Annotated in this window: 16 protein-coding genes; 10 read left to right on the forward strand and 6 right to left on the reverse strand. The window is 66.7% G+C overall.

Annotated features, from left to right (window positions below; genetic code table 11):
* Positions 1-151 precede the first annotated feature (151 nt).
* Positions 152-595 (forward strand): large conductance mechanosensitive channel protein MscL, encoded by a 444-nt coding sequence (mscL, locus tag P24_RS08695; RefSeq protein WP_008944337.1) that lies wholly within the window; start codon positions 152-154, stop codon positions 593-595.
* Between the two features lie 3 nt (positions 596-598).
* Here the strand turns inward: mscL and phnF are convergent, their stop codons facing one another.
* A complete protein-coding gene (gene phnF / locus P24_RS08700) occupies positions 599-1,333 on the reverse strand; it encodes a phosphonate metabolism transcriptional regulator PhnF (protein ID WP_008944338.1) in 735 nt (244 codons plus the stop codon).
* Positions 1,334-1,475: 142 nt separating this feature from the next.
* On the opposite strand from phnF, the gene phnG reads away from it, so the two are divergent.
* Genes phnG through P24_RS08740 form a run of 8 tightly spaced genes read left to right on the forward strand, consistent with a single transcriptional unit; the run spans position 1,476 to position 7,750 of the window.
* Positions 1,476-1,943 (forward strand): phosphonate C-P lyase system protein PhnG, encoded by a 468-nt coding sequence (gene phnG / locus P24_RS08705; protein WP_040707091.1) that lies wholly within the window; start codon positions 1,476-1,478, stop codon positions 1,941-1,943.
* A 2-nt stretch (positions 1,944-1,945) separates the two neighbouring features.
* On the forward strand, positions 1,946-2,545 hold the full coding sequence (phnH, locus tag P24_RS08710; protein ID WP_008944340.1) for a phosphonate C-P lyase system protein PhnH: 600 nt from the start codon (positions 1,946-1,948) through the stop codon (positions 2,543-2,545).
* Positions 2,546-2,548: 3 nt separating this feature from the next.
* A complete protein-coding gene (locus P24_RS08715; RefSeq protein ID WP_008944341.1) occupies positions 2,549-3,658 on the forward strand; it encodes a carbon-phosphorus lyase complex subunit PhnI in 1,110 nt (369 codons plus the stop codon).
* Position 3,659: 1 nt separating this feature from the next.
* Positions 3,660-4,529 carry an alpha-D-ribose 1-methylphosphonate 5-phosphate C-P-lyase PhnJ gene (locus P24_RS08720; RefSeq protein ID WP_008944342.1) on the forward strand — a complete coding sequence of 290 codons (870 nt, stop codon included), beginning with the start codon at positions 3,660-3,662 and terminating at the stop codon, positions 4,527-4,529.
* Positions 4,526-5,296: a phosphonate C-P lyase system protein PhnK gene (gene phnK / locus P24_RS08725; RefSeq protein ID WP_008944343.1), complete on the forward strand. Its 771-nt coding sequence runs from the start codon at positions 4,526-4,528 to the stop codon at positions 5,294-5,296. Before P24_RS08720 ends, phnK begins: the two co-directional genes overlap by 4 nt.
* Positions 5,297-5,298: 2 nt before the next feature.
* Positions 5,299-6,012 carry a phosphonate C-P lyase system protein PhnL gene (gene phnL / locus P24_RS08730; protein WP_040707095.1) on the forward strand — a complete coding sequence of 238 codons (714 nt, stop codon included), beginning with the start codon at positions 5,299-5,301 and terminating at the stop codon, positions 6,010-6,012.
* The gene (locus P24_RS08735) at positions 6,012-7,157 is read left to right on the forward strand and encodes an alpha-D-ribose 1-methylphosphonate 5-triphosphate diphosphatase (protein ID WP_008944345.1); all 1,146 of its coding nucleotides are present in this window, start codon (positions 6,012-6,014) and stop codon (positions 7,155-7,157) included. The genes phnL and P24_RS08735 overlap by 1 nt, the downstream gene beginning before the upstream one ends.
* A gap of 23 nt (positions 7,158-7,180) precedes the next feature.
* On the forward strand, positions 7,181-7,750 hold the full coding sequence (locus tag P24_RS08740) for a phosphonate degradation HD-domain oxygenase (protein WP_008944346.1): 570 nt from the start codon (positions 7,181-7,183) through the stop codon (positions 7,748-7,750).
* A gap of 112 nt (positions 7,751-7,862) precedes the next feature.
* On the opposite strand, the gene phnN is transcribed toward P24_RS08740, so the two are convergent.
* Positions 7,863-8,420, reverse strand: a complete 558-nt coding sequence (gene phnN, locus P24_RS08745; protein ID WP_008944347.1) for a phosphonate metabolism protein/1,5-bisphosphokinase (PRPP-forming) PhnN — start codon at positions 8,418-8,420, stop codon at positions 7,863-7,865.
* A complete protein-coding gene (locus P24_RS08750) occupies positions 8,413-9,675 on the reverse strand; it encodes an MFS transporter (RefSeq protein ID WP_008944348.1) in 1,263 nt (420 codons plus the stop codon). Before P24_RS08750 ends, phnN begins: the two co-directional genes overlap by 8 nt.
* Before the next feature lie 183 nt (positions 9,676-9,858).
* On the opposite strand from P24_RS08750, the gene P24_RS08755 reads away from it, so the two are divergent.
* On the forward strand, positions 9,859-10,962 hold the full coding sequence (locus P24_RS08755; RefSeq protein WP_008944349.1) for a M14 family metallopeptidase: 1,104 nt from the start codon (positions 9,859-9,861) through the stop codon (positions 10,960-10,962).
* Positions 10,963-11,106: 144 nt separating this feature from the next.
* Here P24_RS08755 and P24_RS08760 read toward each other — a convergent pair whose 3' ends face one another.
* From P24_RS08760 to P24_RS08770, 3 genes are all read right to left on the reverse strand, one after another.
* Positions 11,107-12,219: an NADH:flavin oxidoreductase/NADH oxidase gene (locus tag P24_RS08760; protein ID WP_008944350.1), complete on the reverse strand. Its 1,113-nt coding sequence runs from the start codon at positions 12,217-12,219 to the stop codon at positions 11,107-11,109.
* Between the two features lie 115 nt (positions 12,220-12,334).
* Positions 12,335-13,051 carry a nitroreductase gene (locus P24_RS08765; protein WP_008944351.1) on the reverse strand — a complete coding sequence of 239 codons (717 nt, stop codon included), beginning with the start codon at positions 13,049-13,051 and terminating at the stop codon, positions 12,335-12,337.
* Complete coding sequence (locus P24_RS08770; RefSeq protein WP_008944352.1) at positions 13,048-13,794, reverse strand: FadR/GntR family transcriptional regulator; 747 nt, start codon at positions 13,792-13,794, stop codon at positions 13,048-13,050. The genes P24_RS08765 and P24_RS08770 overlap by 4 nt, the downstream gene beginning before the upstream one ends.
* Between the last annotated feature and the right edge of the window lie 2 nt (positions 13,795-13,796).

A 13,796-nucleotide genomic window follows, 5' to 3' on the forward strand; every position in this document is an offset into this window, starting at 1 on the left:
TTACTTGACGAATTTGCAATGCTTTCCCCAGCCGACTTGGCCTGTTATCCCGTCAGCCGATAAGCCTATGAAAATCGTGGAAATTCGGATTAGGCTGCAGGAAGTGTCCTTGATCGCGGGCGCTATGAGACGGGATGAAGGAGAAATGAGGATGAGCGACGACAAGAAGAGCGTACTGAAGGAATTCAGGACCTTCGCCATGCGCGGCAACGTGATCGACCTTGCGGTCGGCGTTGTGATCGGCACCGCCTTCGGCGGCATCGTCTCCTCGCTGGTCAATGACGTCATCATGCCGCCCTTCGGCGTGCTGCTGGGCGGGCTGGACTTCTCCAACTACTTCATCACCTTGGGCGAGGGCGACTTTGCCAGCCTGCAGGAAGCCAAGGAGGCCGGCGTCGCCACGCTGGCCTATGGCAAGTTCATCAACACCATCGTGAACTTCGTGATCATCGCCTTCGCGATCTTCATGGTGGTGCGCCAGATCAACCGGCTGTCCGCGAAGGAAGAGGCGAAGCCGTCCGCCCCGCCCGCGCCGCCGCGCCAGGAAGTGCTGCTGGAGGAAATCCGCGACCTGCTGAAGCAGCCGCGCCCGTAACCGCTAATCTTCCGGCGTGTCGAAGACGAGCTGCACCCGCTCGGACGCGAAGCGGACATAACCGTAGCGTACCGGCACGCCGTCCAGATCGGCATCGACCGCCTCGACCAGCAGGATCGGCCGGGTGCGCGGCTGCGCCAGCATGGCCGCCTCATCCTCACTCGGCATGCGGGCGGTGATGCGGGTCAGCTTGCGGCGATAATCCGTAACCCCATGCGCGCGCAGCATCTCGGTGACGGAGCCCTTTTCCCCGTAGACCGACGCCGCGTTCGGGAACCGGTCCGCCGGGAAGTAATTATTGCCATAGGTGATCGGCCTGCCATCGGCGGCCCCCAGCATGCGCAGCATGATGCAGGGCGCGCCGGGCGCGATATTCAGCCGCTCCGCCACCTCCTCGCTGGCCGGCAGCGTGGCGCTGTCGATCAGCCGTCCGGCAGGAATCCGGTTCTGCGCCGACACGATCTCGGAGAAACGCGTGCGCTCGCTCAGCGCGTAATCCAGCACATGCTCCTGCACGAAGGAGCCACGCCCCTGCTCGATGCGCACCAGCCCGTTGGCCTCCAGCGCCTCCATCGCGCGGCGCAGCGTATGCCGGTTCACCCGGAAGCGCTCGGCCAGCTGCTTTTCCGTCGGCAGCCGGTCGCCGGGCTCGAACCGTCCCTCAGCGATATCCTGAGTGATCGCCTGTTCGATCTGCCGCCACAGCGCGACACCGTCCCCGCGCGATAAACCCTGCATCCTTACCTCTGCTTTCCGGCGCATCCGCGCAACCGCTTCGTCACAGGAAATTCACAACTTGCCCCCTTTACGAAACCGGGGTGCGGGAGCATAGTGATGAAAATTGATACGGATGTCTATACAAATTAATCAGAGGTATAGAATGGCGTCCCCGACACCGACACAGCCGGCAGGACAGGCCGAGCGGCAGCGCTGGATGTCCGTGCTCGCCAAGGCCGAACCCAGGGCGCTGGAAGCGCTGTGGCAGCAGGTTGGTTCTGCCCCGGACTTCTCCTATCTGCGCCAGCCGGAGACCGGCATGGTCATGGTGCGCGGCCGCGCCGGCGGCACCGGCCAGCGCTTCAATCTGGGCGAGATGACGATGACCCGCTGCGCCGTGCGGCTGCCCGATGGCCGGGTCGGCCATGGCTATGTCGGCGGTCGCGACAAGGATCATGCGACATGCGCCGCCCTGATCGACGCGCTGATGCAGGACACCACACAGCGGACGGCGCTGGATGCCGCGATCATCGCGCCGCTGGAGCAGGCCGCCCGGGAGGCGCGCGAGACGGCCTCGCGCAAGGCCGCGGCCACGAAGGTCGATTTCTTCACCATGGTGCGCGGGGAATGACGATGACAGACACGCTGCTCGCCGGTTTCAACGACACCACGCTGGACAGCCAGCGCGCCTTCCGCGCCGCACTCGACGCGCTGTCCCGCCCCGGCCGCATCGTCACGATGCCGGACCTGCTGCCGGACGCCGCGCCACAGCCGCTGATGCCGGCCACCGCCGCGCTGGCGCTGGCGCTGTTCGATTACGAGACACCGGTCTGGCTGGACGAAGCCGCCGATACGCCCGCCGTGCGCGACTGGCTGCGCTTCCATTGCGGCAGCCCGCTGGTCAGCGACAAGGCGCAGGCGCGCTTCGCCCTGCTGGCCGGCACGCCGGAGACGCTGTCGGGTTTCGATGCCGGCACCGACGCCTATCCCGACCGATCCGCCACGCTGATCCGGCAGGTGGAAAGCCTGTCAGACGGGCCGGCCTATCGCCTGAGCGGCCCCGGCATCGCGCAGGAAGAAACATTGAAAATCAATGCCCTGCACGCCGGCTTCGACTCTGACTGGCAGAAGAATGCGAAACTGTTTCCACGCGGGCTGGACCTGTTTCTGGTCGCCGGCCATCAGCTGGCCGGCCTGCCACGCACCACACGCATCGACCGGATGGAGGGCTGAGCCATGTATGTCGCCGTAAAGGGCGGGCAGCGCGCCATCGAGAATTCCCGCAAGCTGCTGGCGGAGGAGCGGCGCGGCGACCCCGCCGTGCCTGAGATCACGCTGGCGCAGATCGACGAGCAGCTGTCGCTCGCCGTGGACCGCGTCATGGCGGAAGGCGCGCTCTATGACCGCGAGCTGGCGGCGCTGGCGGTGAAGCAGGCGCGCGGCGACATCATCGAGGCGATCTTCCTGCTGCGCGCCTACCGCACCACCCTGCCCCGCCTTGGCTATGCGGAGGCTATCGACACCGCGCGCATGGCGGTGCGGCGGCGTATCTCCGCGACCTACAAGGATCTGCCGGGCGGCCAGGTGCTGGGGCCGACCTTCGACTACACGCTGCGCCTGTTGGATTTCGATCTGGCCGAGGGTGGCAGCCTGCCGTCCACCGAGGAAGCGCCGGAGCCGCTGGACGGGTCGATGCCGCGCGTCGCCGACATCCTTGGCCATGACGGGCTGATCGAGCCGGAGAATGCGGATGACGCGAAAGAGGTTGGCGACCTGACCCGCGATCCGATGACCTTTCCCGCCGACCGCGATGTGCGGCTGCAGGCGCTGGCGCGCGGGGATGAGGGCTTCCTTTTGTCGCTGGGCTATTCCACCCAGCGTGGCTACGGCAAGAACCACCCCTTCGCCGGCGAGATCCGCATGGGCGAGGTTGCCGTTGAGTTCGTGCCGGAGGAGCTGGGCTTCCCCATCGAGATCGCCGAGATCACCGTCACCGAATGCCAGATGGTGAACCAGTTCCAGGGATCGGCCACCGAGGCGCCGAAATTCACCCGCGGCTATGGGCTGACCTTCGGCCATTGCGAGCGCAAGGCGATGGCGATGTCGCTGGTGGACCGCTCGCTGCGCGCCGAGGAACTGGGCGAGGCGGTGAAGGCTCCGGCGCAGGACCAGGAATTCGTGCTGTACCACGCCGACAATGTGGAAGCGTCGGGCTTCACCCAGCATCTGAAGCTGCCGCACTACGTCGATTTCCAGGCGGAGCTGGTGCTGGTGCGCAAGATGCGCGAGGCCGCCGCCAACCAGTCGGCAGCAGCCGAACGCGATATCGAGGAGGCGGCGGACTGAGATGAGCAAGGTTGAGGGCTATAATTTCGCCTATCTCGACGAGCAGACGAAGCGGATGATCCGCCGCTCGATCCTGAAGGCGGTGGCGGTCCCCGGCTATCAGGTGCCGTTCGGCAGCCGCGAGATGCCGCTGCCCTATGGCTGGGGCACCGGCGGCATTCAGGTGACCGCCGCCGTGATCGGGCCGGACGACACGCTGAAGGTGATCGATCAGGGCGCTGACGACACCACCAACGCGGTGAACATCCGCAGCTTCTTCGAGCAGACCACCGGCGTCGCCACCACCGACAAGACGCGCGAGGCGACGCTGATCCAGACCCGCCACCGCATACCGGAAGCGCCGCTGGCCGAGGGCCAGATCATGGTCTATCAGGTGCCGATCCCGGAGCCGCTGCGCTGGCTGGAGCCGCGCGAGACCGAGACGCGCAAGATGCACGGGCTGGCCGATTACGGCGTCATGCATGTGAAGCTGTATGAGGACATCGCGCATTACGGCCATATCTCCACCGCCTACGATTATCCGGTGCGGGTGAATGGCCGCTATGTGATGAGCCCCAGCCCGATCCCGAAATTCGACAATCCGAAGCTGGATAATTCGCCCGCATTGCAGCTGTTCGGCGCCGGCCGGGAGAAGCGCATCTACGCCATCCCGCCCTACACGAAGGTGGAGAGCCTGGATTTCGAGGATCACCCCTTCCAGATCGAGAAATGGGACCGCGCCTGCGCCATCTGCGGGGCGACCGATTCCTATCTCGACGAGATCGTGACCGACGATAAGGGCGGACGGATCTTCGTCTGCTCCGACACGGATTATTGCGGCGAACGCGTGGCCGCCGGCCATCGCGGCGCGGATGAGGAGCAAGCGGCATGACCCCGCTTCTGACAGTCAGCGGACTGACCAAGAGCTACGGCGCCCATACCGGCTGCCGGGATGTCGGCTTCGAGCTGTTCCCCGGCGAGGTGCTGGGCATCGTCGGCGAATCCGGGTCGGGCAAGACCACGCTGCTGCGCTGCCTGTCGGCGCAGCTTGCCCCCAGTGCCGGCACCGTCGCCTATGACATGCGCGGCCAGGGCCTCACAGACATCTGGAACCTGTCCGAGCCGGAGCGCCGTATGCTGACGCGCACCGACTGGGGTATCGTGCATCAGAGCGCGCGCGACGGTCTGCGCATGGAGGTCTCGGCCGGTGCCAATATCGGCGAGCGGCTGATGGCGGTAGGCGCCCGCCATTACGGCAATATCCGCACCGAGGCGGAGGACTGGCTGACCCGCGTCGAGATCGAGGCGGGGCGTATCGACGATCTGCCGACCACCTTCTCCGGCGGCATGCAGCAGCGCCTGCAGATCGCGCGCAATCTGGTGACGCAGCCGCGCCTCGTCTTCATGGACGAGCCAACCAGCGGCCTCGACGTCTCGGTGCAGGCGCGCCTGCTCGATTTGATCCGCACGCTGGTGAACCGGTTGGGCATCGCCTGCATCATCGTCACCCACGATCTGGGCGTGGTGCGGTTGCTGGCGCACCGGCTGATGGTCATGCGGCGCGGCCAGGTGGTGGAGCACGGCCTGACCGACCAGGTGCTGGACGACCCGCAGCACCCCTACACCCAGCTTCTCGTCTCCTCGATCCTGCCGGTGTGACCATGAATTACGACGACAAGACCAGCATCGCGGTGGAAGACCTTGGAAAGAGCTTCACCCTGCACATGCAGGGGGCAACGCACATCCCCGTCCTGTCGGATGTGAGCTTCACAGTGGAGGCCGGCGACTGCGTGGTGCTGGACGGCCCGTCAGGGGCGGGCAAATCCAGCCTGATGCGCTGCCTCTATGCCAACTACCTGCCGCAGCAGGGCCAGGTGCTGATCCGCCATGACGGCGAGCTGGTGGACATCACCCACGCCGCCCCGCGCACCGTGCTGGATATCCGCCGCCGCAGCCTGGGCTATGTCAGCCAGTTCCTGCGCGTCATCCCGCGCGTGCCGACGGTCGAGCTGGTGATGGAGCCGCTGCTGGCGCTGGGCATCGCGGAAGAGACGGCGCGGGAGCGCGCCGGCACCATCCTCGCCCGGCTGCGCATTCCCGAACGCATGTGGCACCTGCCGCCCGGCACCTTCTCCGGCGGCGAGCAGCAGCGCGTGAACATTGCCCGCGTCATGGTGGTGGACTATCCCGCATTGCTGCTGGACGAACCGACCGCCTCGCTGGATGCCGACAACCGCCAGACCGTCGTCGAACTTGTAACAGAAGCGTGCGCGCGCGGCGCCGCGATAGTCGGTATCTTCCACGATGCGGCGGTACGCGAAGCCCTCGCCACCCGCACCATGACCATAACCCCAAGCGACAAAGTGGCTGCCTGATGAGTGCCGAGACGATCCTGACCAATGCCCGCATCGTGCTTGCCGATTCCGTGCTGGAAAGCGGCACCGTGCTGGTGCGTGACGGCCACATCACAGAGATATCGGAAGGCAGCAGCCAGGCCGCCGGCGCCATCGACCTGAAGGGCGACTATCTGCTGCCCGGCCTGATCGAGCTGCACACCGACAATCTGGAAAAGCACCTGGCCCCGCGCCCCGGCGTGCGCTGGCCCGGCGTGCCGGCCCTGCTGGCGCATGACGCGCAGATCGCGGCGGCCGGCATCACCACCGTGTTCGACGCGGTGGTGCTGGGCAACACCATCGGCCAGTCCACCCGGCTGGAGCTGCTGGACCTCAGCGTCGAGGCGGTCGATCAGGCGCGCGCCGCCGAGCTGACCCGCGCCGACCACCTGCTGCATCTGCGCTGCGAGGTTGCCGACCCCATCGTGCTGGAGCTGTTCGACAAGGTCAGCGACCACCCGCTGGTGAAGCTGGTCTCGCTGATGGACCACACGCCCGGCCAGCGCCAGTTCGTCGATCTGGCGCAGTACGCGCTGTACTACCAGAAGAAGCACAATGTGTCCGATTCCGAGCTGCAGGCGATGATCGTCTCGACAAAGGCGAATCAGGAGAAATATGCCGATCTCCACCGCCGCACCCTTGCCGAGGCCTGCCGCGAACGCGGGATTCCGACCGCCGCGCATGATGATGCGACGCTGGCCCATGTCGAGGAATCGGCGGAGCTGGGCATCACCATCAGCGAGTTCCCGACCACGATGGAAGCGGCGGGGGCGGCGCGCGAGCGCGGCATGACCACCATCATGGGCGCGCCCAATGTGGTGCGCGGCGGCTCCCACTCCGGCAACATCGCCGCCCATGCGCTGGCCGAGGAAGGGCTGCTGGATGCGCTGTCCTCCGACTATGTGCCGATCAGCATGCTGCATGCCGCCTTCAAGCTGCATGGCCAGCACGGGCTAACCCTGCCGGATGCCATCGCCACGGTCAGCCGCAACCCGGCCCGCATGCTGAAGCTCGATGATCGCGGCGAGATCACCGCCGGCAAGCGCGCCGATCTGGTGCGCGTGACACAGCATCAGGGCCTGCCGCTGGTCCGCCAGGTCTGGCGCGAGGGAGACAGGATCGCCTGACCATCAAAAAAGTGGGGAGTTAAATGAGTGTGCAGATGACGGCGCCGGCCGATCCGGTCGATGTGATCTTCGATATCCTGGTGCGCAAGGGCGACGCCGATTATGGCGGGGAATGCGTCAGCCAGCTTCAGCACGCCCTGCAATGCGCCATGCTGGCGGAGCAGGCCGGTGCCGAGTCTCCCCTTATCACCGCTGCCCTGCTGCACGATATCGGCCATCTGATCGACGACCGCGCGCACCAGATGCGCGACAGCGGCGTCGATGCCCGCCATGAGGCACAGGCAGAACGCTATCTGAAGCACTGGTTCGGCCCGGACGTGACCCAGCCGGTGCGGCTGCATGTCGATGCCAAGCGCTATCTCTGCGCCACCGATATCGCCTATTGGGACGGGCTTTCCGACGGCTCAAAAAAGAGCCTGGAAATGCAGGGCGGGCCGTTCGACCGCACCGAGGAGCTGGAATTCATCGAGCTGCCCTATGCCCGCGACGCGGTCATGCTGCGGCGCTGGGACGATATGGCGAAGCTCAAGGACGCCGTCACCCCGCCGCTGGAGCATTTCCGCCGGCACGTCACGGCGGCCCTGCTGGGATAGAAATTCTCTTCTTGTCACCCCCGGGTTTAACCCGGGGGTCCAGGGGCGGTGCCCTGCCTGGATCGTCTCAGCCTGCTGCCCTGGATTGCCGGGTCAAGCCCGGCAATGACAATCAAGAAGAAGCCAAACCCCGCAGCGCCGTGACGAAGGCGGCGATGGACTCCGCGAGGTCGCCGTCATTGCGGATGTCGATCACGTCCGGCCCGGTCACGCTGAAGGCGGCGGCACGAGCCAGCCGGCCGGCAATCTGCTCCTCCGTCTCGCGGCCACGGGCACGAAGCCGGGCGGCCAGGATTTCCGGCGAGACGGCAATGCTGAGAATGGCGACACGGCCGTATTTCCCACGCGCCTCATCCAGTACGCCGCGCGAGACATTGGCGATCACCGTGCGGCCCGCTGCCAGATCGCCCTCCACACTTTTCGGGATGCCATAGCCGAGTCCATGCGCGTCCCAAGACAGCGCATAGCCGCCTACCGCCTGCCGGGTGCGGAATTCGGCCTCGGTGACGGCGATATGGTCCTCGCCGCCGGAATCGGCGGGGCGGGTGATCTCCCGCCTTGCGAAGACGAAGCGCGGCTCGTTGACCAATGCCGCGCGCGCGCCGTCCAGCAGGCTGTCCTTGCCGGCCCCGGACGGGCCGACCACGAGCACCAGATATCCCTCAGCCATCGACCTGCTGCCGGCAATAGGTTTCGCGCAACAGCATGGCGCACAGCACGCCGATGCAGCAAGAAGCCGGCAGCACCAGGAAGGCGGCATGGAACGCCTCGACGGAATAGAGCCGCGCGCCCTCCTCCATCCGGCCGGTCCAGTTCACATCCAGCAGATAGCCGATCAGCGGCTGGCAGATCGCCCCGCTGCCGATCACGCAGGTATTCACCAGACCGTAGGCCGCCCCGCTGGAGCGCGGCGCGTTCAGCTCCCGCGCGGCGGCAAAGGTCAGCACCATGCAGGCGGAGCAAAAGCCGTTCAGGAACAGCAGCACCGTCACCATCAGCAGCGGCACGCCCGGCAGGTACAGAACCGCCGCCAGCGTCAGGGTGGAGCCCAGCGTGCCGGCGATCAGCAGTGGCTTGCGGCGCTCCATCCGGTCAGACAGCCAGCCGATGGCGATGGCGCCCACGCCCCAGCCGAAGAAGCTGGTCGCCAGCGTCGAGGCGGAGGTCGCGCGATCCAGCCCATAGGCGGCGGTCATGTAGGGCACGGCCCACAGACCGGTGAAGGACAGCATCGGGCCGGTCATCGACATGCCGATCAGCGCCGCGTACCAGCTCTGCCGGTTCGCCATCACCCGCTTCAGCCCGCCCATGATGGTGCCGCTGCCGCTGCCGGCATAGGGCTTGTCGCGCGCCACCAGCCACAGGGCGAGGGCCAGCGCCAGACCGGTGAAGCCGAGCCCGAGCATGGCGTCGCGCCAGCCGATGATGCCAACCAGCGCCGCCAGCGGCGCCTGCCCCAATATGCCGCCGCCGGTGCCCGCGAACTGGCTGATGCCCGACAGCATGGCGAAACGCGCGGGCGGCAGCCATTGCGTCGCCAGCGTCAGCGCGCCGACCCAGGAGAAGGCGCAGCCGATGCCGATCATCAGCCGCCCGGCATAGGCAACCTCCACCGTCGGCGCCAGGCCGAACACGATGCTGCCCAGCGCCACCGTGGTGATGGCACCGGTCATCAGCCGGCGCGGGCCGACGCGGTCCAGCAGGATGCCGACCGGCAGCTGCAGGCTGGCATAGGCGTAGAAATAGAAGGCCGAGAGATGGCCGAGAATGGCGCCGCTGACCACGAAATCGCGCATCAGCTCGGTCACCATGACGCTGGGCGAAACACGCAGGATGAAGGCGTAGCAGAAGAAAGCCGACCCCAGCATCCAGGCGGCATAGGCGCGGAAGCTGGGCCGGTCCAGACTGGTTTCGTTTGCCGTCACGCTTCCCCCACCCCAACGGAACCGTGCGCACTTAGCCCGCCCCCTTCGCCCCGGTCAAGCGTGCCGGGCTGGCAGCGGCCCTGCGCCCGGCGCATCGCTGGCCCGCTGACGAGGCCTTGCCCGCAGGACCGCTCTCCCGCAGGCTAGGCGATCTTTTCCAATAGCCCTGCCAAGAAGGTCGCCATGGATATCCTTACCGCCGTCCGCCACTGCTTTTCCGCCGATTACGCGGAAGCGCGCGAGAAGTTCCGCAACAGCTGCCGCGCCTATGGCGTGGAGCCAAAGGCCTATGTGAACCCCAATCGCGGGCCGCTGGGCGAGGAGCTGACGACGGATGCCGCCTGGTTCGGCCCGAAGGATGCGAAGAAGGTGCTGGTCACCATCGCCGGCACGCATGGCGTGGAAGGCTTCACCGGCTCGGGCGGGCAGATCGACTGGCTGTGTTCCGGCGGCCCGCTGACCCTGCCGAAGGGTGTCGCCGCGCTGCATATCCATGCGATCAACCCGCATGGCTTCGCCTGGCTGCGCCGCGTCACCGAGGAAGGCGTGGACCTGAACCGCAACCATGTCGATTTCTCTAAGCCGCTGCCGGAGAATCCCGGCTATGACGAGCTGGCCGACGCGCTGCTGCCGTCCGAGCTGTCCGGCAAGGTGTTCGAGGAGGCTGAGGCGAAGATCGCCGCCTACAAGGAGAAGCACGGGCTCTGGAAATTCTCCGAGGCGCGCGGCGGCGGCCAGTACAAGCACCCGACCGGCTTCTTCTTCGGCGGCTTCGGGCCGACCTGGTCGCGCCAGACGACCGAGAAGATCGTCGACGATTTCGGCGTGAAGAACGCTGATCTGGTCGCCGTCATCGACTATCACACCGGCCTCGGTCCGTTCGGCTATGGCGAGCCGATCTGCAACCACCCGGTTGACGGGGTGGCGGTGAACCGCGCCAAGGCCTGGTACGGCCAGTCGGTGACGGAGCCGCTGCTCGGCACCTCCTCCTCCACCGCCAAGGCCGGCCTGACCGAATTCGGCTGGGAGTTCCTGCTCGGCGAGAAGGTCACCTTCGTCGCGCTGGAATACGGCACCTACACGCCGGAAGAAGGCCGCCGCGCGCTGCGCGAGGACCACTGGCTGCACGCCTATACCAATGTGGACTGGAACGACCCGGAGACGAAGCGCATCAAGGCGCAGATTCGCCGGCAGTACTATCCTGACACGCCGGACTGGAAGGAGATGGTGCTGTACCGCAGCCGCCAGATTCTGCGCCAGGCACAGGACGGACTGGCGGCCAGTTGAGCGGCTGTCAGCTTAACCGCGTCCTCTCAGACAGCCGCCCTGGATTGCCGGGTCAAGCCCGGCAATGACAATCTCATAAATGTCACCCCCGGACTTGATCCGGGGGTCCAGGGGCGGTGCCCTGCCTCCGGCTGAAGGCGCCCCCTACTTCCTTGCGCGGCCGGGGAAGACGTGCGGCCACGTCTCCGGCTTGGCGCGCAGATATTGCGGCGGGTAGTAGGGCGTTTCGGCGCCCAGCGCCTCGGCGGCATGCCAGGCCCAGCGCGGGTTGTAGAGAAAGGAGCGCGCCAGCGCGACCATATCGGCCTTGCCGCTCTCGATGATCTCCTCCGCCTGCTTCGGCTCGGTGATCATGCCGACCGCCATGGTAGTGATGCCGGTCCGCGCCTTCACCTCGGCGGCGAACCCGACCTGGTAGGACGGGCCGACCTTGATGCGCTGCTGCGGCACCACGCCGCCGCTGGAAACGACGACATAGTCGGCCCCTGCCTCCTTCAGCGCACCGGCGTACTTCACCGCATCCTCGACGTTCCAGCCGCCATCCTCGACCCAGTCGCTGCCGGGAATGCGCACGCCCATCGGCTTGTCCGCCGGCCAGGCCTTGCGCATCGCCTCGAAGGTCTCCAGCGGGAAGCGGATGCGGTTCTCGAAGGAGCCGCCATAGCGGTCGTTGCGGTTGTTCACCAGCGGCGACAGGAAGACGTTGCCGAGATAGCCATGCGCATTATGGAACTCGATCAGTTCCACGCCCAACCGGTCGGACCGCGCCGTGGCCTGCACGAAGGCGTCCTTCAGCCGCGCCAGCTCCGCCGCGTCGGCCATTTTCGGCGCCGGCCAGTCGTCATAGCCCTCGGTGGTGGAGGAAATTGTCTCCCACGGGTCCTCGTCCGGCGCCAGCCCCTTGCCGCCATTCCAGGGATGATGCACCGACCCCTTGCGGCCGGAATGGGCGAGCTGCACGCCGAACGGCGTCTGGCCATGCCGGTTGCAGAAGGCGATGACGCGCGCCAGCGCATCCTCATTATCGTCGGAATAGAGGCCAAGGCAGCCATGGGTGATGCGGCCGCGCCGCTCCACCGCGATGGCCTCGCTGATCAGCAGCCCTGCGCCGGACATCGACAGCTGCCCCAGATGCGCCAGATGCCAGTCGGTGGCACTGCCATCGGCGGCGCTGTACTGGCACATCGGCGAGACGGCGATGCGGTTGGGCAGCGTCAGGCCGCGCAGGTCGATGGGCGAGAAAAGCACGCTTGCCATTCAGAACACTCCAGATGTCGGAAAGGGATCTGCCATCAGGATAGAGGCGGACGCGGAGCAGAGAAACCGGCGACCGCGAAAGTCACTGTTTCGCTATCAGCATCACAAGGCGGCATCACCAGCCGTGGAAGCGGGCAAAGCCGGCGACCGGCTCGCGCTCGGTGCGCAGGCTGTTCACCAGTGCCGATTTGTCCTCATAGCCCAGCGCGATGCCACAGATGATCATCTCCTCGTCGGGGATTGCGAGGTGCCGGCGCACGACCGGGTGATAGGTCGCCAGCGCCGCCTGCGGGCAGGTATGCAGGCCGTGGCCGCGCGCGGCGATCATGATGTTCTGCAGGAACATGCCGTAATCCAGCCAGCTGCCCTTTTCCAGCTTGCGGTCGATGGAGAAGAACAGCCCGACCGGCGCGCCGAACAGCGTGTAGTTCAGCCCGTGCTGGTGGTGCATCCTGTCCTTGTCACCCTTGCCGATGCCGAGCAGCCCGTACATATCCCAGCCGACCTTGCGGCGGCGCGATAGGTAAGGCTCGTACCATTGCGTCGGGTAGTATTCGTACTCCCGGTCGGTGGTGTTTTCCGGGTCGTCATGGGCGGTCAGCATGTCGCGCACCAGCGCCGCCAGCGGCTCGCCCGTCACCGCCTGCACCTTCCAGGGCTGGGTGTTGGTGCCGCTGGGGGCACGCGCCGCCACCCCCAGAATATGCTCGATCAGGTCGCGTGGCACCGGGGTGGCCGCGAAGGCGCGCACCGACCGCCGGCTGGTGATGGCCTCGTCCACGCTGGGCGGCAGATCGGCTTCAGGCGGGTAGGTGAATCGGGGATCGGTCACTTTGTCTTCTCCTGTCCGGTCGGCAGCGCGATGGGGGCGGCAAGGTCCAGCCCCATCCGCTCGAAGCCGCGCTTGAAATCCATGATGTGGCGCTCCATCCAGCGCCGCGCCTCGGCGGCATCGCCAGTGCGGATCGCCTCGTAGATGGCGGTATGCGCCGTGAGCAGCCGCTCCGGTGCTGCCGGCAGGCCGCTGATAACAGCCTCGAAGGCCGGGTAGAACAGCCGCCCAAGCGCATCGCGCGACAGCAACAGCGCGCGGTTGCCTGAGGCTTCCGCCACCAGCGCATGGAAGGCGATATCCAGCCGGGTGACATTCTGCCGGTCCGCCAGCACCGCCCGTGTTTCAGTGAGGTTGGCCGCCAGCGCCCATATCTGTTCCGGCGTGGCGTTGGCCGCCGCCAGCTCGGCCGCCATCGGCTCCAGCGCCATCATGGTCTCCCACAGTTCGCGGAAGGTGACCTCGTGCATGACCATGGCATGGCTCATGCGCTGCGCCAGCGCCGACGTTTCCGGCCGGGCAACGAACAGCCGCCTGCCCTCCTCGCGCCGCACCAGCCCGCTTTCCTCCAGCAGGCGGATGCCCTCGCGCACGGTGGACCGGTTCACCGCGAACTGGGTGGCGAACTCTGTCTCTGTCGGCAGCCGCTCGCCGGGCTTCAGCCGCCCTTCCAGGATTTCACGCTCCACCGCCTCCGCCAGCAGGCGGTAGCCGGGCGCGCGGTCGAGCCGGGCGAAGCTCATGG

It is taken from the genome of Oceanibaculum indicum P24 (genome assembly GCF_000299935.1).
In the GTDB taxonomy this organism is placed as follows: Bacteria; Pseudomonadota; Alphaproteobacteria; order Oceanibaculales; family Oceanibaculaceae; genus Oceanibaculum; species Oceanibaculum indicum.